General features: G+C 72.4%; 22 protein-coding genes. 3 read left to right on the forward strand and 19 right to left on the reverse strand.

The features are described from left to right. Positions 1-12: 12 nt before the first annotated feature. The 9 genes from ACGFI7_RS37250 to ACGFI7_RS37290 form a co-directional block, all read right to left on the reverse strand. A complete protein-coding gene (locus ACGFI7_RS37250) occupies positions 13-1191 on the reverse strand; it encodes a CaiB/BaiF CoA transferase family protein (RefSeq protein WP_393413175.1) in 1179 nt (392 codons plus the stop codon). Between the two features lie 119 nt (positions 1192-1310). Next, positions 1311-1994, reverse strand: a complete 684-nt coding sequence (locus ACGFI7_RS37255) for a GntR family transcriptional regulator (RefSeq protein WP_393413177.1) — start codon at positions 1992-1994, stop codon at positions 1311-1313. Between the two features lie 147 nt (positions 1995-2141). Beyond that, on the reverse strand, positions 2142-2504 hold the full coding sequence (locus tag ACGFI7_RS37260; RefSeq protein ID WP_393413178.1) for an alpha/beta fold hydrolase: 363 nt from the start codon (positions 2502-2504) through the stop codon (positions 2142-2144). Positions 2505-2684: 180 nt separating this feature from the next. Further along, the gene (locus ACGFI7_RS37265) at positions 2685-3716 is read right to left on the reverse strand and encodes an aldo/keto reductase (protein ID WP_393413424.1); all 1032 of its coding nucleotides are present in this window, start codon (positions 3714-3716) and stop codon (positions 2685-2687) included. A 12-nt stretch (positions 3717-3728) separates the two neighbouring features. Beyond that, positions 3729-4871 (reverse strand): serine hydrolase domain-containing protein, encoded by a 1143-nt coding sequence (locus ACGFI7_RS37270; RefSeq protein WP_393413180.1) that lies wholly within the window; start codon positions 4869-4871, stop codon positions 3729-3731. After that, the gene (locus tag ACGFI7_RS37275) at positions 4868-7594 is read right to left on the reverse strand and encodes an ATP-binding cassette domain-containing protein (RefSeq protein WP_393413182.1); all 2727 of its coding nucleotides are present in this window, start codon (positions 7592-7594) and stop codon (positions 4868-4870) included. The genes ACGFI7_RS37270 and ACGFI7_RS37275 overlap by 4 nt, the downstream gene beginning before the upstream one ends. Continuing rightward, a complete protein-coding gene (locus ACGFI7_RS37280) occupies positions 7591-8346 on the reverse strand; it encodes an ABC transporter ATP-binding protein (protein ID WP_393413184.1) in 756 nt (251 codons plus the stop codon). The genes ACGFI7_RS37275 and ACGFI7_RS37280 overlap by 4 nt, the downstream gene beginning before the upstream one ends. Beyond that, positions 8343-9644, reverse strand: coding sequence for an ABC transporter substrate-binding protein (locus tag ACGFI7_RS37285; protein WP_393413186.1), 1302 nt, complete (start codon positions 9642-9644; stop codon positions 8343-8345). Before ACGFI7_RS37285 ends, ACGFI7_RS37280 begins: the two co-directional genes overlap by 4 nt. A 179-nt stretch (positions 9645-9823) precedes the next feature. After that, on the reverse strand, positions 9824-10741 hold the full coding sequence (locus tag ACGFI7_RS37290; RefSeq protein WP_393413188.1) for a dioxygenase: 918 nt from the start codon (positions 10739-10741) through the stop codon (positions 9824-9826). Between the two features lie 95 nt (positions 10742-10836). On the opposite strand from ACGFI7_RS37290, the gene ACGFI7_RS37295 reads away from it, so the two are divergent. After that, the gene (locus ACGFI7_RS37295) at positions 10837-11337 is read left to right on the forward strand and encodes a MarR family winged helix-turn-helix transcriptional regulator (RefSeq protein ID WP_393413190.1); all 501 of its coding nucleotides are present in this window, start codon (positions 10837-10839) and stop codon (positions 11335-11337) included. Here the strand turns inward: ACGFI7_RS37295 and ACGFI7_RS37300 are convergent. After that, positions 11316-11741 carry a nuclear transport factor 2 family protein gene (locus ACGFI7_RS37300; protein ID WP_393413192.1) on the reverse strand — a complete coding sequence of 142 codons (426 nt, stop codon included), beginning with the start codon at positions 11739-11741 and terminating at the stop codon, positions 11316-11318. The genes ACGFI7_RS37295 and ACGFI7_RS37300 overlap by 22 nt on opposite strands. Before the next feature lie 64 nt (positions 11742-11805). On the opposite strand from ACGFI7_RS37300, the gene ACGFI7_RS37305 reads away from it, so the two are divergent. Then, complete coding sequence (locus ACGFI7_RS37305; protein WP_393413194.1) at positions 11806-12381, forward strand: TetR/AcrR family transcriptional regulator; 576 nt, start codon at positions 11806-11808, stop codon at positions 12379-12381. Here ACGFI7_RS37305 and ACGFI7_RS37310 read toward each other — a convergent pair. The 8 genes from ACGFI7_RS37310 to ACGFI7_RS37345 all read right to left on the reverse strand — a co-directional run bounded on the left by ACGFI7_RS37310 (position 12369) and on the right by ACGFI7_RS37345 (position 19240). Next, positions 12369-13415, reverse strand: a complete 1047-nt coding sequence (locus tag ACGFI7_RS37310) for an ABC transporter ATP-binding protein (protein WP_393413196.1) — start codon at positions 13413-13415, stop codon at positions 12369-12371. The genes ACGFI7_RS37305 and ACGFI7_RS37310 overlap by 13 nt on opposite strands. After that, complete coding sequence (locus ACGFI7_RS37315) at positions 13397-14227, reverse strand: ABC transporter permease (protein WP_393413198.1); 831 nt, start codon at positions 14225-14227, stop codon at positions 13397-13399. The genes ACGFI7_RS37310 and ACGFI7_RS37315 overlap by 19 nt, the downstream gene beginning before the upstream one ends. Positions 14228-14232: 5 nt before the next feature. After that, positions 14233-15000: a molybdate ABC transporter substrate-binding protein gene (gene modA, locus ACGFI7_RS37320; protein ID WP_393413200.1), complete on the reverse strand. Its 768-nt coding sequence runs from the start codon at positions 14998-15000 to the stop codon at positions 14233-14235. A gap of 10 nt (positions 15001-15010) precedes the next feature. Beyond that, positions 15011-15421 carry a molybdopterin-binding protein gene (locus tag ACGFI7_RS37325; protein WP_393413202.1) on the reverse strand — a complete coding sequence of 137 codons (411 nt, stop codon included), beginning with the start codon at positions 15419-15421 and terminating at the stop codon, positions 15011-15013. 97 nt (positions 15422-15518) lie between these two features. Next, on the reverse strand, positions 15519-16082 hold the full coding sequence (locus tag ACGFI7_RS37330) for a dihydrofolate reductase family protein (protein WP_393413204.1): 564 nt from the start codon (positions 16080-16082) through the stop codon (positions 15519-15521). A gap of 731 nt (positions 16083-16813) precedes the next feature. Continuing rightward, positions 16814-17947, reverse strand: a complete 1134-nt coding sequence (locus ACGFI7_RS37335) for an aminotransferase class I/II-fold pyridoxal phosphate-dependent enzyme (protein WP_393413206.1) — start codon at positions 17945-17947, stop codon at positions 16814-16816. Beyond that, complete coding sequence (locus ACGFI7_RS37340) at positions 17944-18591, reverse strand: transcriptional regulator (protein WP_393413208.1); 648 nt, start codon at positions 18589-18591, stop codon at positions 17944-17946. The genes ACGFI7_RS37335 and ACGFI7_RS37340 overlap by 4 nt, the downstream gene beginning before the upstream one ends. A 49-nt stretch (positions 18592-18640) precedes the next feature. After that, positions 18641-19240 carry a TetR/AcrR family transcriptional regulator gene (locus ACGFI7_RS37345; protein WP_393413210.1) on the reverse strand — a complete coding sequence of 200 codons (600 nt, stop codon included), beginning with the start codon at positions 19238-19240 and terminating at the stop codon, positions 18641-18643. Positions 19241-19305: 65 nt separating this feature from the next. On the opposite strand from ACGFI7_RS37345, the gene ACGFI7_RS37350 reads away from it, so the two are divergent. Beyond that, complete coding sequence (locus tag ACGFI7_RS37350; protein WP_393413212.1) at positions 19306-19872, forward strand: TIGR03086 family metal-binding protein; 567 nt, start codon at positions 19306-19308, stop codon at positions 19870-19872. A 293-nt stretch (positions 19873-20165) separates the two neighbouring features. On the opposite strand, the gene ACGFI7_RS37355 is transcribed toward ACGFI7_RS37350, so the two are convergent. Next, the gene (locus ACGFI7_RS37355) at positions 20166-20528 is read right to left on the reverse strand and encodes a DUF1622 domain-containing protein (protein ID WP_393413214.1); all 363 of its coding nucleotides are present in this window, start codon (positions 20526-20528) and stop codon (positions 20166-20168) included. Between the last annotated feature and the right edge of the window lie 137 nt (positions 20529-20665).

The following is a 20665-nucleotide window of genomic DNA, read 5'->3' on the forward strand; positions in this document are numbered from 1 at the left end:
CCTTCGGCGCGGTCAGATGATCTTCTCGTTCGCCAGGTCGGCGATCTTCTCGGGTGAGTGGCCCAGCTCGGCCAGGACGGCCGCGGTGTGCTCGCCGACGGCGGGCACCGGGTCCATCCGCGGCTCCTCGCCGCCGAGCGAGACCGGGGGCAGCAGCGCCCGGATGGAACCGCCCGGCGTGTCGACGTCCCGCCAGCGGCCGCGCTCCCGCAGCACCGGGTGGCGCAGGAAGTCGTCGACCGTGTTGACGCCGGCGTTCGCGATGCCCGCCCGGTCGAGCAGGGCGGAGGCCTCGGCCGAGCCGAAGGCGGCGAAGCGGGCGGCCACGATCGCTTCGAGCGCGTCGCGGTTGGTCACGCGGAGCGGGTTGGTGGCGAAGCGTGGATCGGTGGCGAGCTCGGGCTCGTCGAGGAACTCCGCGCAGAAGCGCACCCATTCGGTCTCGTTCTGGATCGAGATCAGGACCGTGCGCCCGTCGCCCGCGGTGAACGGCCCGTACGGGGCGATGGTGGCGTGCCGGGCGCCCGCGCGCGGCTGCTGGCGGCCGCTGCCGGCGGTGTAGTAGGCGGGCTGGCCCATCCACTCGGCCAGCGCCTCGAACAGCGAGACCTCCAGGGTGGCGCCCTCGCCCGTGAGCTGCCGCTGGTAGAGGGCGGTGAGGATGGCGCTGAAGCCGTACATCCCGGCGGCGATGTCGGCGACCGAGATGCCGACCCGGGCGGGCTCGTCCGCGGACCCGGTCAGCGAGACCAGCCCGGCCTCGCACTGGGCGAGCAGGTCGTAGGCCTTGCGGCCGGCCCACGGCCCGTCGCTCCCCCAGCCGGTGATGCCGAGGACGATCTTGCGCGGGTCGCGGGCCCGCACGGCGGCGGCCGACAGCCCGAGCCGGTCGGCCGCGCCCGGCCCGAGGTTCTGCACCAGCACGTCGGCCCGGCCGACCAGCTCGTGCAGGATCTCCCGGCCGCGCGGGGTCTTCACGTCCAGCGTCACCGACTCCTTGGACCGGTTGAGCCAGACGAAGTAGCTGGACTGTCCCTTGATCGACTCGTCGTAGCGCCGGGCGAAGTCGCCGGACCCGGGACGCTCGATCTTGATCACCCGGGCGCCGAGGTCGGCGAGCTGGCGGGTCGCGAACGGCGCGGCCACCGCGTGCTCGAGCGCGACCACGGTGATCCCTGTAAGTGGCAGCACGTCTTCCCTTTCGTCCCAAAATAAAATATATAATCTGGGTACGAAACACCAGACCTGCCACGATGACCATCGTCTGAACAGGGATTTCCAGGGCCGGTCAACTATATAGAGACGTCCGGCTAGGCGGAGTGCTGCTCGTCCGCCGCCCGCCTGTCGAACTGCCGGGCCAGCAGGTCGCCGGCGTTGGCGATGTGATCGCGCATCGCCGCCCGCGCCGCCTCAGCGTCCTGGGCGCGCAGGCCCTCCAGGATCCTCGAATGGTCGTGCAGGGTGGCCTGCGGCCAGCCCTCGATCTCCGAGTAGAAACGGGTGGGGATGTAGCGCCCGGTCAGGGTCAGCACCCAGGTGATCTTGCGGGCGCCGGCGACCAGGTTGATCAGCCGGTGGAAGGCGTGGTTCTTCTCCTCCAGCAGCGCCAGGTCCTTGCGGTACGCCGCCGCGAGCAGCTCGTGGTGGAGGGCGTCGAGCTCGTCGAGCTCATCGGGCGTCGCCCGGACGGCGGCCCTGGCGGCCAGCTCCCCCGAGATCAGCGCGTGCGCCTCGAACAGGTCGCGGACGTCCTGCCCGGTCAGCGGCGCCACCTGGAAACCGCGCCGGGGCAGCAGCTCCAGGAAGCCCTCCACGCGCAGCACGTGCAGCGCCTCGCGGGCCGGGGTCGCGGAGATGCCGAGCGCCTGGCCGACGGCCTCCGGCCGCACCGAGTCGCCCGGCCGCCACTGCCCCGACATGATCATGCTGCGCACGTAGGCGGCGGCGTCTTCGCTGAGCTGCGGACGCCCCGCCTCTGCCGCCCTCGCGCCCATCGCACCGCCTCTCGCGCCGGCCGTCCCGGCGGGTGTCGCGCTGAAGATCCTAGAGGGGCGGCGTGCCGTACGACACCCGCACCGGCGCATATATTATCCGCCTGACACCGGAGAAGAGGCCCAGCGGATCAGGCGTTCCGCTCTATATCAGGCCCGCCGGGGCGCGGTGTGCCCCAGGACGGCCGGGACGACGGTGTCCCACCGGGCGCGGGGGAAGACCTCGTGGCCGGTCTGCTCCATCGCCAGGAAGCGCGCCCCGGGGATCTCCCCGGCCAGGGCGCGGCCGTGCTCGACGGGGAACATCGGGTCCTCGGCGCCGTGCGGCACCAGCGTCGGCACGGCGATCCGCCCGAGCCGGCCCCGCCACGGCTCCCCGGCGTCGATCATGAACGGGTTGGTCACCTGGGCGGCGACGTTCACCGTACGGTCGGCCACCCGGGTGGCCATGGCCCGCATGCCCGCCTCGCCGAAGGGCCGGGAGGCGGCGGCGAACGGGCGCTCGGCCTCCACCAGATAGGAAGATCCACGCCGAAGCCCGCCCGGCCCACCTCGCCTCGATCCGCCGCCACTTCACCGGCTCGTTGTCCGCCCGGCAGCTCGAAGCCCTGATCGACGTCGAACGGACCGTCGCCCGGTGCCCGGGCGACGGTCCGGACGCCACCTGAAGGTCCCGCCCGCCGCGGTGGCCGGTCAGATCCTGTCGGGGTGCGGCCGGAACCGCGGTCCGCCGAGCGCCTCGTACCAACTGGCGACCTTGTCACCGGGCGGGGCCACCGCGTCGATCGCGGCCAGCTCCTCGACGGTCCACGCGATCGCCAGCGACTCCGCGCACGAGTCGAGGTCGGCCAGCCGCTCCGGCCCGCACAGCACGCTCGTCACGCCGGGCCGGCGCACCACCCAGGAGAAGGCGAGCTGGGCCACGGTCACGCCGTGCCGCGCAGCGATCTCCTCCAGCACGTCGAGCACGTCGAACACGGCGTGGCTGAACCGGTCACCGGCGAAGCCGGCGAGCACCCCGCCCGCGCCGTACCTGCTGCCGTCGGGCGGCGGTTCGCCGCGCCGGTACTGTCCCGTGAGCACCCCGCCGCCGAGCGGCGCCCACGGGTTGACCGCGATCCCGAACGTCTCGGCCATCGGCAGCAGCTCACGCTCGACCCGCCGGTCGAGGATGTTGTACGGCGGGGTCTCGGCCACGATCCGGTTGAGCCCGAGCTCCTTGGCCACCCAGAGCGACTCGACGACCTCCCACGCGGCGGACGTGCTCACCCCGAGGTAACGGACCTTGCCCGCGCGGACGAGGTCGTCCAGGGCGCGCAACGGCTCGTCGACCGGCGTGCCGGGGTCGAACCGGTGCAGCGTGAACACGTCGACGTGGTCCGTGCGCAGCCGCCGCAGGCTCTGCTCGCACTGGCGGATCAGATGGCGGCGGCTCACGCCCCGCCCGTTGGGATCGTCGGGGTCGACCGGCATGTACGCCTTGGTGTTGATCACCACCCGGTCCCGCCGGGACGACCCGCCGAGGTTGGCCCCCAGGATCGACTCACTGCGGCCCGGCGCCCCGCCGTAGTTGTTCGCCGTGTCGAAGAAGTTGACGCCGAGGTCGAGCGCCCGATCGATGATCCGGGCCGACTCTGCCTCGTCGGCCCGGTCGCCGAACATCCAGCACCCGAGACCCAGGGCGCTCACCCGCACGCCGGTCCGCCCGAACGGCCGGTACTCCATCCCGGTCACTCCTCACTCCACGCCCGCGACCGCGCGCACAGCATCGGCCAGCGGGACGAACGGCTCGGCGCCCGGCGCGGCGCCGAGGAACATCCGGTTGTGCGTGATGACGACGGCCAGGCCGCTCGCCAGGTCGGCCCAGCCCATCGACCCGCCCACCCCGGCGTGCGCGAGCACCTGCTCCGACCTGCCGAGCAGCGGGTCGGCGGGCGGGGACTCGCCGCCCAGCCAGAAGCCGCCGGTGCCGATCCAGGTGTGGCCCTGGTAGACCTCGTCGAACTCGCCGGCGCCCGGTCGCGGCCGGGTCAGGGCGAGCAGCCGGTCGGCCGAGAGGTACCGGCGGCCACCCAGCTCGCCGCGGTTGGCGAGCAGGCTGAAGAACCGCGCGCCGGCCCGGGCCGACATCACCGCGCCGGCCGCCGGGACCGACGCCGACCGGAACCTGGGGTCGTTCCAGCGGTCGGCGTCCGGGCGGATCTCCGGCGGCATCGACAGCAGCGGCACGCCGGTCATCGGCGCCCGCTTGGGCGGGTTCGATCCCCAGGTCAGCCGGGCGACCCGGGGCTCGTGCTCCGCGGGAAGCACGTCCCAGACGTCGTCGGCGCCGATCGGCAGGCACAGCTCCTCGCGGAGGAACCGGTCGTACGGGCGATGGCCCGGATCGGTGCGGCGGATGACCTCACCGAGGATGTGCCCGAAGCTGATCGAGTGGTAGAGGGAGCGTTCGCCCGGCGGGTGCAGCGGTTCGACGCCCGCGAGCCAGGAGGTGATGGCGTCCCAGTCCGCCAGGCCGGCGGCGTCCAGGTCCGGCGGCATGTGCGGCACCCCGGCGCGGTGCGTGAGCACCTGACCGACGGTGATGCGTTCCTTGCCCCGCTGCCCGTACTCCGGCCAGTACGTCGCGACCGGCTCGTCCATGTCCACGAGCCCGCGCTCGCACTGGAGCTGGATCGCCGTCGCGAGCAGCGCCTTGCTCACCGAGAAGACAGGGAACAGCGTGTCGCCGTCGACCGGCCGGCCGTCCCGCGGGTCGGCGACGCCGGTCCACGCGTCGACGATGAGCTCCTCGCCCAGGTAGGCCGCGACCTGCACGCCCACCTCGCCCAGCTCGACGGCGCGGGCGAGCGCCTTGTCGATCCGATCGTCCGACCTCATTGCCCGGCTCCCTCTTTCGTCCGTACGGTCTCGTCCGGTGCTTCTCCCGGCTCCGGCGGTTCCTCCTCCGCCGACCCGTCGCCGAGGTACGCGGCGATGACCCGGGGGTCACGGCGCACCTCGCCCGGGGTGCCGTCGGCGATGATCCGCCCGCGTTCCATCACGATCACCCGGTCGCACACCCGCATGACCAGCTCCATGTCGTGCTCGACGACCAGCACTCCCATGCCGCGCTCGTCGGCGAGCCGCCGGAGCAGCACGCCCAGCTCGGCCGACTCGGTCGAGCTCAACCCGGCCGCGGGCTCGTCGAGGCAGAGGACGGACGGCTCGGCGGCCACCGCGCGGGCGATGCCGACCAGCCTCCGGCGGCCGTACGGCAGTTCGGTGGGCAGCCGGTCGAGGTCGGGGCCGAGCTCGAACAGCTCGACGGCGGCGAGCGCCCCCGCGGTGAAGGCGGTCGGGCGCGGCCAGACCAGGTCGGTCACGTACGCGCTGCCGGACCGGGCGTCGACCGACGCCTTGAGGTTGTCGGCCACGGTCATGTCGTCGAAGAGTTCGAGGCTCTGGAACGACCGGCCGATGCCCTCGCGGACCCGGCGGTACATCTTCATGGACCCGATCGGCTTGTCGCCGAGCGTGACCGTGCCGGCCTTCGGCCTGGTCGCGCCGGTGACGGCGTCGATCAGGGTCGTCTTGCCCGCGCCGTTGGGCCCGATGAGGCCCACGACCTCGCCCGGCGCGACGTCCAGCGAGGCGTCGTCGACCGCGACCACACCGCCGAAGGCGACCGTCAGCCCCTGACCTCGCAGCATCCGCCCCGGCACACGGGCGGGCGGGGCGGCGGTGGCGGCGGTCACCGGAGCCGGGCGGGACCTGCGGGGCAGGTGGATGTGCCGCCCGAGGCCCTCCGCCGCCCCGTCCGGCCGCGCCTGCAGGTACCAGATGGACAGCACGCCGCCCACGAGCGCGATCCACAGCGGCGTCGTCGCGCTCTCCGAGTCGAGCAGCGTGGAGATGAAACCGCCGGGATGCCCGAGCACGCCGAGGAACGGCCCGGCGATGTATCCGATGCCGCCCAGGACCACCTGGGACATGCCCAGGATCGAGTCGAAGGCCGCGAAGCCCCGCTCGAACACCATGGTCGGCTGCCGGAACACCACGAGGATCCCGCCCAGCGCGGCGATCGCCGCCGAGAGGGCGAACGCGTAGAGGCGGACCCGCCACGGGTTCAGCCCGACGGATTCGGCGGCCCGCTCGTTCGTGCGGACCGCGATCATGCGCCGCCCGACGCGGCCGCGCCGCACGTTGGCGACCACGAGTCCGGCGAGGACGAACGCGACCAGGCACACGATCGCCCAGCGCTCGGGATGGACGAGCGAGTCGACCCGCCAGCCGAACACCGTCAGCGGCCCCGGCAGCGGCGTGTAGGCGCCGGAGTACGTCGGGTTCTGCAGCAGCACGCCCTGGATCGCCACGGCGGAGCCGAGCGTCGCCACCGCGAAGTTCACCCCGCGGGTGCGCAGCAGCGGCACGCCGAGCAGCGCGCCGACGGCGAACGTCGCGACCAGGCTGAGCGCGATCGCCAGGAGGAACGGCATCCCGGTACGGGTCAGCAACAGCCCGGTGATCACCGCGCCGATGCCGGCGAAGCTGAACTGGCTGAGCGACAACTGGCCGGTGTAGCCGGTGATGACGACGCTGGAGAGCAGGATGATCCCGTACGTGCAGGTGATCGTCAGCGCGGTGACGTACGACAGGTCGAACACCGTCGTGAGCAGCACGATCGCGGCGCCGACGAGCACGAGCAGGATCAGCGGGCGGACGTGGCCGTCGCCGACCTTGGGCCGCCGCTCGACGAGGGCCGTGCGGATCCGGCCGCCCGTGCCGCGCCACACCATCACCAGCACGATCAGCAGGAACGGCACCGCGTCCGCCCAGCCGGGCGTGGCCACGTAGCGGGTCACCTCGGCCTGGGTGACGCCGATGAGCAGGGCGCCCAGGTACGTCAGCGGGAACGACCGCAGCCCGCCGATGAGCGCGGCGGCGAGCGCGGGGACGATCAGGTGGGTCAGGGTGACGATCTGCACCCCGACGATCGGCGCGAGCAGGACACCGGCGACCCCGGCGAACACCGAGCCGATCACCCAGTTGGCGGTCGCGATCCGGACCGGGGAGACGCCCAGCGCCGCCGACGCGATCGGGTTCTCCGCCTGCGCCGAGGTGGCCAGCCCGAACCGGGTGCGGCCGTAGCAGACGGTGAGCAGTGCGACGAGCACGGTGGCGATGAGGAAGGTGATGATCCGGTCCTGGCCCAGGTGGATCCCGAACAGCGACACCGGATCGGTGGGGAAGAGCGGCTGGACGATGCGCTCCTCCGCGCCGTACCTCAAGGTCAGCGCCGACTGCACGACCACGAGCACGATCAGCGAGACGCAGGTGCGGCTGAGCGTCGACGTGCGCGCCATGCGCTGGATCGCCAGCCGGTAGGTCAGGAAGCCGCACAGCGCGGCGGCGAGCAGCGCGCCGGGCACCGCGAGCACGGGCGAGAGCGCCAGGCCCGCGTTCAGCTCCCAGTACGCGAACGCCGCGACGGTCCCGACGATGCCGTGGGAGAAGTTGATGATGCCGGACCCGCGGTAGGCGATCACGATGCCGAGCGCGGTCAACGCCAGGAGCGACCCCGACGACATCCCGACCAGCGCGAGCTGGATGGCGCCGTTCATGACCCGTGACCTCCGATCGCGGCGGGCGCGTCGTCGGCCTGTTCGGACGCCGCCGACAGGTAGCTGGCCTCGATCTCGGCCAGCCGCGATCCCATCTCGGCGGCCGTGCCCTCGATCACGATCTCTCCCCGGCGCAGCACGCAGACGCGGTCGGCCACCTGGAGAGCGCGCTGCACCCGTTCCTCGACGATGAGCACGCCGACGCCCCGGTCGGCGGCGGCGCGCAGACCGGTGAGCAGCCGGGCCACGATGAGCGGGGCCAGGCCGAGGGTCAGCTCGTCGGCGAGCAGCACCTTCGGCGCACCGGCCAGCGCCCGGGCCAGGGTGAGCATCTGCTGCTCGCCACCCGACATCAGCCCCACCTTCCGGTCCAGGAGCGGCTCCAGCTCGGGCATCAGCGCCAGGCTCTCCTCGACGCCGCCGCGGCCGAGCCGGAGGTTCTCCCGGCAGGTGAGGCCCATGAAGACCGAGCGGTCCTCGCAGATCAGCGCCATGCCGGCGTCGGCCCTGCGGTGCAGCCCCTCGGGCGCGGGCCGCCCGTCGAGCCGGACGGAGCCGGAGATCGGCGTCAGGACCCCGGCCAGGGCCAGCAGGGTCGTGGTCTTGCCGGCGCCGTTCGCGCCCAGCAGCGCGACGATCTCACCCGGACGCACCGCCACCGACACCCCCTTGAGCACGGGGAGATGGCCGTAGCCGACCTCGAGGTCTACCGCCTCGAGGATCGGCTCCGTCCGGTCGCCGGTCCGGCTCACCCGTCCGCCTTGACGGCGTCGAGCACGCTGAACGGCTCGGCCGCCGGGCCGTAGGTGCCGTCCTTGACCGTGTACGTGACGACGTTGGTGTTGAGGATCCGGCTGAAGTCCTTGATGCCGAGCGGCGTGGTGAGGTCGATGGCCGGTCCGACACCGGTCTCGACGGCGTCGAGGGTGCCCAGCGTCTGCTGCATCGCCTTGGCGTCGATCGGGCCCTGGATGGCTTCGGCGGCCGCCTTCACCACCGCCACCGCCGACCACGCGACCACGCCGGCCGACGTCGGATTCGCGTCCGGCTTGTACTTCTTCATCGCGTCGCGGAAGGCGACCATGCCGGGCTCGTCACTGTTGACCGGCAGGAACGAGTCGGACAGCAGCACGCCTTCGGCGGGCTTGCCCACCTGCTCGATGAGCGCCTGGGTGAGCGACGCGGCGGCGAGCCCGGCCTTCACCCCCGGCGCGCCGGCGCCGAGTGCCGCGATCGCCTTGCCCGCCTCGCCCGGCGGCAGCGCGATCACGACGCAGTCCGCGCCGTTCGACACCACCTGGGCGACCGGGGCTCCGTAGTCGGCGTTGGTGGTCGGCACGGCGATCTTGGCGTTCAGCTTCATGCCGAGCGACTTCAGGCCCGCGTCGGCGAAGTCGGCCGAGGCGATCGAGGACGGCAGCGACTGCGTGATCGCGTCGACCTTCTTGCAGCCGTAGGTCTTGACCAGGCCGATCGCGGCCCCGCTGAACGACACCGGCGTGCCGCCGGGGATCGGCCAGGAGTTGGGGCTGGTGAACTCGAGGGGGTTGATCGGGTGGCTGAGCAGCGGGATGCCGGCCTGTTCGAGCACGGGCACCATGCCGCTGCCGCCGACCGACAGGCCGCCGATCACGGCGATGGCCCCCTGGGCGACGGCGTCCTGAGCGCACTTCGCGCTCACGTTGGGGTCGGCCTGGTCGTTGCAGACCGTCAGCTCGACCTTGCGCCCGGCGATGCCGCCGGCGTCGTTCACCGCGGCCACGGCGGCCTCGATCGCCGCCGCCTGGTCAGGGAACCCGACGGACGGCGCGGACACGGTCAGGATGCCGACGAGCTTGAGCGGAGCCGCGCCGGACGAGGCGGCGGGCTGCGCGGCGGACGCGACCTCGTCCTCGGCCGAGCACGCCGCGATCGAGATCAAGGTAGAGGCCGCCAGGGCGACGGCCGCGAGCCGTCGGGAGCGGGCGGGGCGGTTGGTTCTGGTGGGCATGACCCGGTTCGGCATGACCCGGTTCGGCATGACCCGGTTCGGCATGACCCGGTTTGGCATGGCTCTGTTCGGCACGGCTCTGTTCGGCATGGCGATGGTCCCATCGGCTGGTCACGGTATGCGCCCCCCGACGCGTTAGGGGGGATCGTGATCGCGCTCTGTTACCCGCCGCATTACCGACCGCGACGAATGGGCTCCGGTAACAAGTCCCGGCCGCTCGTGACCCCTTCCGGGGGCGCTCAGGCCGCCTGGAAGGAGCGCCGCGACAGGCCGACGCCGTAGCCGTCGAGGGTCGTGACCACCGGCGCGGTGGGGTCGGTGGCCGCGCCCAGGGTGACGAAGATCGGGGTGAAGTGCTCCACGGTCGGGTGCGCGTACGGCATGCCGGGGGCGAGGGTGCGGAAGCGGGCGAGCTCGGCGACGTCGCCGCGGGCGAGCGCGTCCGCGGCCCAGGCGTCGAAGTCGGACGACCAGCCGGGCACCTTGTTCTCCTGGAACATCTCCCTGGTCAGGTACGGCAGGCCGTGCGTCATGTGGCCCGAGCCGATCACCAGCACGCCCTGCTCGCGCAGCGGACGCAGCCGCTCGCCGATGGCCAGCAGCCGGTCGGGGTCCTCGGTGGGCAGGCTCAGCTGCAGCACCGGGATGTCGGCGGCCGGGTACATGATCTTCAGTGGCACCCAGGCGCCGTGGTCCAGCCCGCGGCTGGTGTGCCGGTGCACCTGCCCGGTGTCCGGCATGACGCCGACGACCTGCCGCGCCAGTTCTCCGGCGTCGGGCGTGTCGTAGCGGAAGGTGTAGTACAACGCGTCGAAGCCGCCGAAGTCGTACACCAGCTCACCGGGACGTTCGGCGCTCACCGAGAGGGGCGCGGACTCCCAGTGCGCGGAGACGACCAGGATCGCCTTCGGCTTGGGCAGGGACCTGGCCCAGTCGTGCAGCGGGGTGAGCCATTCGGGGCTCTGGAAGGGCAGGGGCCCGCCGCCGTGCGACAGGTAGAGGCTGGGCAGCGGCCCGTCATGCGCCGTCCACGGCCGGTGCGGGTCGGCGGCCTCGGTGGCGGCGGCGCGCTTGAGGTGCGCGGCGAACGGGTGCGCGGCGGGGATGCGGGCGTCGGCTGCGGTCGTGGTGGGTGCGGTCGTGGTGGGTGCGGTCACGGCGGGGCTCCTTGCCTTGATAGTTGATTTATCGCACGACGGGTATCTGAAAGAGCAAACTTGTCGCTACAACTATTCCTGGCGAGGAACCGACCGTGGACACACCCTGGCTCGACCGGAGGCAGCTGCGCGCCTGGATCCGCCTGCGTGCGGTGCTCGAACTGCTCCCCGGGGTCCTGGACGCGCAGCTCAGGCGCGACGCCGGTCTGACCGAGTTCGAGTACTACACGCTGGCGATGCTGTCCGAGGCGCCGGACCGCACCCTGCGCATGACCGAGCTGGCCCGGCAGACCAACGCGACGCTGCCCCGGCTCTCGCACGTGGTGACCCGCCTGGAGGGCCGCGGCCTCCTGGAGCGCCTCCCCTGCCCGGATGACCGCCGGGCGATCAACGCCCGGCTCACCGACGACGGGTGGGCGAAGGTGCGGCAGGCCGCGCCCGGCCACACGGTCACCGTCCGGCGCCACGTGGTCGACGTGCTCACCGACGAGCAGATCGACCAGCTCACCGCCATCGGCGACGCCATCCTGGCCGAGCTGGACCCGTCACGGACCGGGGCCGCCCTCTACACCCGCTACGACGAGACCCCAGGCTGATCGGCCGCCGGCACGAGCGCCTCGTACCAGCGCGCCGTGTCGGTGTACTGGTGCAGCCAGGAGAGCCGTCCTTCGGTGACCCGCCACAGGTGGACGAACTCGGCCTCGTGGGGGCGGCCGGTGCCGCGAGCGGCGCCCCGGTAGTGGCCCGTCACCACGGTGAGCCCGTCGGCGGTCTCATGCCACGACTCCGGGTACGGAGCGGTGTCGTAATGGGCGTAGACCGCTCCCCAGACGCGGGTGAGCGCCTCCTGCGGCCCCCGGAATGAGCCCCCGGCGCCGCAGGGCAGGCCCGGGGCGGTGTGCACCTCGAACCGCGGGTGCAGCAGGGTCAGGATCGCGGCCCCGTCGCCCTCCTGGGCGGCGCGGTAGAACCGCTCGACGACATGGAACGCTGTGGACACGGGCCACCCCCGTAATAGAGACTACATTCTAGAACGTTGCCATTATTACCGTGGGAGATGGGCGTTGGGAAGACCTGCCAAGTTCAGCCAGGATCAGATCCTGGACACCGCGCTGGCGATCATCGCCGAGGACGGGCCCGGCGCCGCCCGCATGGACGCCATCGCCGCCCGGCTCGGCGCCCCGACCGGGTCGCTGTACCACCGCTTCGCCTCACGCGATCTGCTGCTGGCCACCCTGTGGGTGCGGGTGGTCAGCGGGTTCCAGCACGGGTTCGCCGCGGCCCTGGCCGCCGACGACGCCCTGGCGGCCGCCCTGCACACGCCGCGCTGGTGCCGCGAACACCCCGCGGAGGCCACGGTGCTGCTGCTGCATCGCCGTCAGGACCTGACGGCCCGCTGGCCTGACGAGCTCGGCGCGGACCTCGGCACGCTGACCGCTCAGCTCTCGGACGCGCTCGCCTCCTTCACCGCCCGCCACCCCGGCCTCGACCGCGAACGGCTGCTCTTCGCCGTGATCGACGTCCCCTACGGCGCGGTCCGGCGCCACCTGCTGGAGCGGCGATCACCCCCGCCGGTGGTCGACGAGCTGATCGCCGCCACCTGCCGCGCGGTGCTTCCGCCGCCGGTTCACGCCGGGTAGGCGTGGGTCTCGGTGGCCTTGACCGAGGCCCAGATCCGCTGGCCGGGGGTCAGGTCGAGGTCGGCGAGCGCGGCCGGGGTGATGTCGGCGAAGGCGGTGACGGGGCCGTCGAGGTGCACGCGGACGTGGTCGCCGTGCCGTTCGATGCCGTCGATCGTGGCCTGCCACAGGTTGCGCGGGCTGCCGTCGGGGCGGGTCCGGTAGAGCGCCACGGCGGCGGGCGGGAAGGCGACGAAGGCGGGCCCGTCCAGCCGTTCGGAGGTGTGCAGCAGCAGTTCGCCCACCTTGACCCGGCCCCTGTCCGCCACCCCGCGATACAGGTTGAGCCCGACCAGCCTGGCCACATAGTCGGTGCGCGGGCGGCGGGCGACCTCGCCCGGCGGGCCCTGCTGGACGATCGCGCCGTTCTCGATGACGACCAGCCGGTCCGCCAGCACCATCGCGTCGAGCGGGTCATGGGTGACCAGGACGGTCGCGCCGTCGAAGTCGGCCAGATGGCGGCGCAGCCCGGACCTGACCTCCAGCCGGGTGTGGGCGTCCAGCGCGGCCAGCGGCTCGTCCAGCAGCAGCAGCTCGGGCCGCACGGCCAGCGCGCGGGCCAGCGCGACCCGCTGGGCCTGCCCGCCGGACAGCTGCCGGGGTCTGGCGTTCGCGCGGTCGGCCAGGCCGACCCGTTCCAGCAGGGCGGCAGCGGTACGGCGGGACTCGGCTTTGGAGACGCCCTGGCAGCGCGGCCCGAAGGCGACGTTGTCGAGCGCGCTCAGGTGCGGGAACAGCAGGTAGTCCTGGAAGACCATGCCGATCGGGCGGTTCTCGGCGGGCAGGGCGTGCAGCGGCCGGCCGCGCAGGCTGATCCGGCCGCCGGACAGAGGGGTGAGCCCGGCCAGGGCGCGCAGGGCGGTGGTCTTGCCTGCGCCGTTGGGGCCGAGCAGCGCGACCACCTCCCCCGGCTCGACCTTCAGGGCGAGGTCGAGGGTGAAGGCGGGCCGGGTGACCACCAGCCGGGCGTCGAGGGTCACGGCGCGCTCACCCACCGGTCGCGCAGGCTGGCCAGGATGACGACGGAGACCGCGAGCAGGACGAGGCTGAGCACGATCGCGGCCTCCGGCTCGGTCTCCAGCGCGAGGTAGACGGCCAGCGGCATGGTGCGGGTGGTGCCGGGGAAGTTGCCTGCGAACGTGATCGTGGCGCCGAACTCGCCCAGCGCCCGCGCCCAGCACAGCACCGCCCCGGCGACCACCCCCGGCATGACCATGGGCAGCGTCACCCGCCGGAACACCGTCCACCGGGAGGCGCCGAGCGTGGCGGCGGCCTCCTCGAACCGCCGGTCCGCGCCGCGCAGCGCGCCCTCCACGCTGATCACCAGGAACGGCATCGCGACGAACGCCTCGGCGATGACCACCCCTGCCGTGGTGAACGGCAGCGTGATGCCGAACGTGGCCTCCAGCCACTGCCCGGCCAGCCCGCGCCGCCCCAGCACCAGCAGCAGCGCGACGCCGCCCACCACCGGGGGCAGCACCAGCGGCACGGTGACCAGCGCCCGCACCAGCCTCCGGCCGGGGAACTCGACCCGGGCCAGCAGCCAGGCCAGCGGCACCCCGAGGATCAGGCACACGACGGTCGCGACGGTGGCCGACACCAGCGACAGCCGCAACGCCTCCAGCACCTGCGGCTCGGCCAGCCGCTCCAGCAGGGTGGACCAGGGCGCGCGGACCAGCAGCCCGGCCAGGGGCAGCACCAGGAACACCAGCCCCGCCAGCGCGGGCACGACCAGCATCCACGGCAGCCGCCCGGAGATCTCCCGGCCCGCGGCGGGGAGATCGACCTGCTCCGGTGACGAACCCATCGTGATCAGGGAGCCTCGAAGCCGGCCTTGGTCAGCACATCCCTGCCCTGCCCCGACAGCACCAGCTCGACGAACCGCCGGGCGGCGTCACCGGCCGGGGCCTTCGCCAGCACGGCGATCGGATAGTCGTTGACCGCCTGGTCGGCCTCGGGGAACGCGATGCCCCGCACCTTGCCGCCGGCGGCGATGACGTCGGTCGCGTAGACCAGCGCCGCGTCCACCTCGCCCAGCACGACCTTGGTCAGCGTGGCCTTGACGTCCTGCTCCAGGGTGACCGGGGTGACGCTGAGCCCGGCCGCGTCCAGCGCCTTGGCCGCGGCCGCGCCGCACGGCACCTGCTCGGCGCAGAGCGCCACCTTCACCCCGGGATCGGCGAGGTCCTTCAGCTCGTCCACCTGGGCCGGGTTGCCGGCGGGCACCGCGATCCGCAGCTTGTTGCGCACGAACGTGGCCGGCCCGGCGGCCAGGGAGGCGTCGGTGACGGTCTTCATGGTGGCCGGGCTGGCGGCGGCGAACACGTCGGCCGGGGCGCCCTGCACGATCTGCTGCGCCAGGGTGGCGCTGGAGCCGAAGTTGAACCGTACCGTCGTGCCCGGATGCGCGGCCTCGAAAGCCTTGCCCAGCTCGGTGAACGTCCCGGTCAGCGACGCCGCCGCGAACACCGTCACCTCCTGCCCGCCACCGCCGGCGGACGCCGATCCGCAACCCGCCGACGCCAGCGCGAGCGCGACGGGCAGGGCGACCGCCCACCGGGAAAGACGACTGAAGGCCAAGGGGCGCTCCTCACAACGGGCCGGCGACGCGTTCGTGATCGGGGACCTCCACGACGACGTTGGTGGACTTGATGACGGCGACCGCCACCACGCCCGGCTCCAGGCCCAGCTCGTCGGCGGCCTGGCGGCTCATCAGCGACACCACCCGGAACGGCCCGGCGGCGATCTCCACCTGCGCCATCACCGCGTCGCGGATCACCTCGGTGACGATCCCGCGGAAGTGGTTGCGCGCCGACGAACGACCGCACTCGACCGCCTCGACCTGGGCGCGGGCGAAGGCGGCCAGATCGGCGCCGTCGACCTGCCGGTGGCCGTGGTCGTCGCGCTCGGCCCGCAGCCGGCCGGCGTCCACCCACCGGCGGACCGTGTCGGCGCTGACCCCGAGCAGCGCCGCGGCCTCACTGATCCGGAACGTCGTCACAGCACCCACCCTACCGCCCGCACCTGCCCACCTGAAGCCCGCCTTTCCCCTACAGCAGCGAGCCTCGTCCCGGCTTCACCATGGCATCCACGAGAACTCAGCGGTGCCGCCGGTACCGCAGCGCGACCATCCCGTTGCCGGAGGCGGTGCTGGAGACCAGGCGGAGCTGGTACGACGCGGGGACGCCGTCGAACAGCCGGGTCCCCTCCCCCGCGACGTAGGGGAACAGGGCCACCCGCAGCTCGTCGATCAGGTCGAGCCGCATGAGCGACCGCCAGAGCGTGACGCCGCCCCAGACGATGACGTAGCCGTCGCCGCCGACCCTGAGCTTGTCGATCTCTTCCGCCGTGTCACCGGAGACGACCGTGGTGTGCGCCCAGTCGGCCGTCTTCATGGTCCGGGAGAAGACGACCTTGCGCCCGGCGTTCAGGATGTCGGCGAACGGGTGGTCGGGCGAGGACGCCATGCCCTCGGCCATGCCTTCGTAGGCGGTACGGCCCATGACGTGCGCGTGGGCGCCCCGGATGAAGTCGAGGTACGCCGGGTCGTCGGGCGAGCTGTTCTCCGGCAGGCTGAAACAGAACTTCCAGAAGTCGGTGCCCTCGTCGGCCAGCAGACCGTCGAGTGAGTAGTTGAACACTGTCGCTACCAGCTGCCGCATGATGAACTCCGTGGTCTCGGGCCGCCGGGGTGCGCGCTCGCGCCCCGTACGGCAGCGCCTGTCGGCCTGTCACTCGTGTTCCAGACTCCGACCCCACCCGGAAATCATCGGTACCCGGCCGGCGGTCATGGAGGGGCCGGAGGTGAGCGATTCGCGCAAGGCATCCCGGAAACGTGGCCAGTTCACTGCCTCGCCTCCCGTCGCTGTTGAGGTGGACGCAGGCGAGGACCGGGGATTCCCGGACAGCCACCGACAGCGCGTCGAACGCCGATGGGTGGTGAGGAGACGAGCCAGGCCCTACCGGACGCATTTCTCAGTACGCGGGCACGGCGTACTGTCCCCGGCCCAGGGACTGGCCGATGGCCCAGGTCCGTCAGGTGCCGGGGATCACTGATCAGCGGTTCGGATCCATCGTCGAGTTCGGTTTGTTCACCGGCGCGCCGTCGTTGGACTCCCCGGTCACCCGTCAGGCACGCTGAACCGGCGGAATCCGTACGCGATCAACGCGATGCCGCCTCACCTGTCAGCTTCGCGCACCCCATCACGCACGAGGAGAAGGGCGGCGTCGTGCCTGCGTCCCCACGGCAGGGTTCGGCCCTGGCTGTCCATCTCGTGCTCACGGGAGCCATGGCGCTGTTCGGGAGCGCGTTCGCCGCGTCCGAACTCCTGGCCGGCGCCATGCCGCCGGAGGTCGGGCAGGGCGGATGCCGCCGCGCCGAAGACGGGCAGGCTCACCGGCCCGCCCGCATCCACCGGGCGAAGGCCGCCAGATCCTCTTCCGCGCTGCGGCGCCCGACACCGATGCGGAACCGGTCATCGGGGGTGGCGGTGAGCTCGGAGCGGTAGATGCTCGCGGGAAGCAGCAGGACACCTGCCTCCTCGACCAGCCGGGTGCAGAACGTCTCCACCCCGTCGGCGCCGAGATAGCGCGGGTAGGCGACGCATCCCCCGTCCGGGGCGCGCCACTCGAAGTCGTCCGCGAACTCCGCGAAGAACGCCGCGAAGAACGGCAGGTTGGATCTGATCAACGCCCGGTTGCGGTCCAGGATCGTCTCCCGGGCCTTCACCGCGATGCGGGCCAGGACCTCGCTGGGCGCGGAGTTGCAGATGGTGGTGTAGTGCTTGGCCCGCTCCAGCCGCGCGCGCAGGGCACGATCGCGGCAGGTGATCCAGCCGATGCGGAGCCCCGGCAGGCCCAGGGCCTTGGACGTGACGTTCAGGGACAGCGCGCGCTCCGACAGGTCGGCCGCCTGCGGCAGGGCGCCGACCGGGCCGCATTCGAGGCCGCGGTACACCTCGTCGCTGAACAGGTGGATGCCGCGCTCGTCGCACAACCGCACCAGCGCGACGAAGTCGGCCCTGTCGAGGACCTTGCCGGTGGGGTTGTTGGGGAAGTTCACCGAGACCAGGCGGGTGTTCGGGCGGATCGCCGCCGCCACCTCGTCGAGGTCCAGCGCCCAGTCCCGATCGGCGTCGAGGGCCACCCCGGTGACCTCGCACAGCGCGAGCGGCACCGTCTCGGCGGCCTGGTAGTTCGGCGTCAGCACCACCGCGTGATCGTCCGGGCCCAGCAGGACGTTCATCGCCAGGTAGATGGCCTCTTCCGCGCCCGCGAAGCAGATGACGTCGTCGGCTTCGGCGTGTTCGTACGTGGCCGCGATCGCCTCGCGCAGGCCCGGGTCGCCGAAGGTCTGGGTGTAGCCCAGGGACAGGTTCTCGAACGCCTCCCGGTCCTGGTCGTCGGCCAGGGCGAGCAGTTCGGCGAGCGTCATGGTCTCGGCGTCGGAGGCGGTCAGGTGGTGGCGGGCGGTGAACTCCCACCGGGAGAAGTAGGTCTCCAGGCGGAAGTCGGGAAGTCGGGTCATGGCTGTTCCTCCGCGCGTGACGCCCGCAGCTCGGCCAGCAGGGCGTAGAGACTGGACCTGGACACCCGCAGCGCGCCCGCGACGACGGGGGCGGCGCGGCGTACCGCGAATATCCGGGCTTCCTTCAGCCGGCCGATGACGGCCAGGCGGTCCTGGCGCGTGAAGCGTTCGACGGGCCGGCCGCTTTCACGCACGTACGCGCCGATCACGTGGTGGAGACGCTCCGTCCAGTCCTGCTCGAACAACGGTTCTGGGCGCGGCTGCGTCGGCGCCGCGAAGGCGGACAGCACGGCGGCGGCCTGCTCCAGCGGCGTCCGGTTCAGGTTGACGCACAGCACCGCCGACGGCTTGCCATCCACATCCCGCAGGATCGCGCTCACCGAGGACAGGCGGCGGCCGTCCGCGAGGAGCTTCTCGTACGGGCCGTAGACGTCGGTGCCAGAGGGGTCGAGCTGGTCCAGCTCTCCCAGCAGGGACGGATCTCCCGGGCCACGCGGGGTCATCGGGTTCCAGATCTCCAGCACGCGATCGGTCGCCGGGTCGTGGAGCACGACCTCGGCGTACGGGCTGAGCAGCGCGGCGACCGCCTGGCAGACCGGCGCCCACGCCCGCACCCGGGGATCTCGATCCTCGGAAGCACTCATGGCGGGACTTTATGTCCATGATGGACATTCTGTCCAGACGGTGTGCCGCTCAGCCCAGGAGACGCCGGACGGCGCGGCGGGCCCGGTCGGGCGCGGAGCGATCCCGGTGGAGCTGGATCATCTGGTTGGTCACGAGGGCGATCCCCTGCAGCTCGAAGGCCAGCTGGGCGGCGTCCGTGGCGGCCGGCAGGTCACCGGCGGCGACCGCGCCCTCGATCTCGGCGACGAGCCTGGCCTCCCAGAGCCGGGACGCCTCCGCGACGTGATCACGCAGCAGCCCCGGCCGGGCGTCGTACTCACTGGCGGCGGTGGTGAGCAGGCATCCCCCGTGCGCGGCGGCCTCGCCGGCCAGGTAGTCGATCCACGCGTCGCACAACCGTGTGAGGCGCGCCAGCCCCCGCGACTCGCCCGCGATCCGGCCGAGAACCAGCCGATCGAACTGAACCACGGCCGCCCGGAACACCGCTTCCTGCAGCGCTTCCTTGGACCCGAAGGGACCGACGACACCGGCCTTGCTCATGTGCAGCGTGTCGGCCAGCCGGCCGAGGCTGAGCGCCTCGAACCCGTCGATCCGCGCGGCCGCGAGGGCCGCGTCGACGATCTTCGAACGCGTGGCGGCGGCTTCGGCTTTCGAGCTTCGAGGGCTCACGACCGCATCATAACGTACGAGCGTTCACTATCGATTAGCGAACGACCGTACGTTATTCTGGCGGGGTGGACATTCACACACAAGACTCGGCGGCCCTGGACCTCCTCGACGACCTGGTCGGAAAGTTGACGGACGAGCAGCTCACCGCGCCGACGCCCTGTGCGGGCTGGACCGTGCGCGACCTCGTCGACCACATGAACACGGAGCACGAGGCGATCACCCACGCGCTCCTGCCCGCCTCCGAACCGCTGGACGCCGACCCGCGCGTCGCCTTCGCCCAGGCGACCAGCCGGTGGAGAGCGGCATTCGGCCGGCCCGGGGTGCTGGAGGAGGACGTTCACCTGCCGGGGTACGGCATCCGGCTCCCCTGCCGGCAGGTTCTCTCGGTGCACCTGGCCGACATGCTCACGCACTACTGGGACATCGGCAGAGCCATCGATCACCCCGTCGACCTGCCTGCCGACCTGCTGAGCGTGGCCGTGCCGATCGCCCGGGCGCTGCCCGCCGACGGCCCGTTGCGCGGGCACGGACGCGCCTACGCGTCCCCGGTCGTCGCGCCGGACGGCGGTTCCCTCGTCGACGAGCTCGTGGCGGCGCTGGGACGTTCCCCGTCCTGGCGGGCTCCCCGATAGCGGGCGTGCACGGGGTAACTGCCGTCGTACGGCCGCGCCGGCACCACCCCGACGGCGATGTTGTCCATGGCCAGCGCGGCGATCTCCCGCGCGTGGATCCACTCCACCAGCTCCATCGCCAGGCCCGGGGATCCCGCCTTCGCGCCCCTGCTGTCCCACTTGGACCTGACAGGCATGGTGATCACCGCCGACGCTCTGCACACCCGGCACGAGCACGCCCGCCACATCATCGCCGCCGGCGGCCACTACCCACGCCCGGCTCGCCGCCCTGAGCCGCCTGACCTCGCCGAGGATCAGGCCGGGTCCTGCCCGCTGACGGATCGGGCCTGCCAGGGCCAGCGGCCTTCGAGCTCCACCTCCAGCGAGAAGCTGAGGACGGTACGCACCAGGACGATCACGGCGAGCACGCCGACGCTGGTGAACGTCGGTGAGATGGCGACGGTGCGGATGATGTCCGCGGCGACGAGGAACTCCAGCCCGAGCAGGATCGCCCGGCCCAGGCCGCGGCGGTACCTCTGGTAGGCGTCCTGGACGGAACGCCGCCGGAGCAGCCGGTGGCCGAAGAGGACGGTGGTCACCAGGGCGCCGATCACGATGACCGCGACTCCGGCCAGGTCTATCGCCTCGCCGACGGCCTCGATGATGCTCTTGTTCATGGGCGGTGTCTCATCCTGGAGCGCGCGGTTGTCCTTCCGCCTCGCTGCCCGCCCTCTCCACCGGCCAACCCTCCGGCGCACTGCTGATCGACGGGCCGCGCGAGCCGGCCTTCCCGTTGCACACCCGGGTCGTGGCA

It is taken from the genome of Nonomuraea sp. NPDC048826, assembly GCF_043198225.1.
Lineage (GTDB): Bacteria > Actinomycetota > Actinomycetes > Streptosporangiales > Streptosporangiaceae > Nonomuraea.

Excerpts from the sequence above, each read along its gene's own strand:
- ACGFI7_RS37335 (WP_393413206.1), bottom strand. The coding sequence starts at position 17,947 with ATGACCCGACTTCCCGACTTCCGCCTGGAGACCTACTTCTCCCGGTGG.
- ACGFI7_RS37275 (WP_393413182.1), bottom strand. The coding sequence starts at position 7,594 with ATGAACGGCGCCATCCAGCTCGCGCTGGTCGGGATGTCGTCGGGGTCG.
- ACGFI7_RS37285 (WP_393413186.1), bottom strand. The coding sequence starts at position 9,644 with ATGCCAAACCGGGTCATGCCGAACCGGGTCATGCCGAACCGGGTCATG.
- ACGFI7_RS37255 (WP_393413177.1), bottom strand. The coding sequence starts at position 1,994 with ATGGGCGCGAGGGCGGCAGAGGCGGGGCGTCCGCAGCTCAGCGAAGAC.
- ACGFI7_RS37340 (WP_393413208.1), bottom strand. The coding sequence starts at position 18,591 with ATGAGTGCTTCCGAGGATCGAGATCCCCGGGTGCGGGCGTGGGCGCCG.
- ACGFI7_RS37330 (WP_393413204.1), bottom strand. The coding sequence starts at position 16,082 with ATGCGGCAGCTGGTAGCGACAGTGTTCAACTACTCACTCGACGGTCTG.
- ACGFI7_RS37270 (WP_393413180.1), bottom strand. The coding sequence starts at position 4,871 with ATGAGGTCGGACGATCGGATCGACAAGGCGCTCGCCCGCGCCGTCGAG.
- ACGFI7_RS37355 (WP_393413214.1), bottom strand. The coding sequence starts at position 20,528 with ATGAACAAGAGCATCATCGAGGCCGTCGGCGAGGCGATAGACCTGGCC.
- ACGFI7_RS37315 (WP_393413198.1), bottom strand. The coding sequence starts at position 14,227 with ATGGGTTCGTCACCGGAGCAGGTCGATCTCCCCGCCGCGGGCCGGGAG.
- ACGFI7_RS37265 (WP_393413424.1), bottom strand. The coding sequence starts at position 3,716 with ATGGAGTACCGGCCGTTCGGGCGGACCGGCGTGCGGGTGAGCGCCCTG.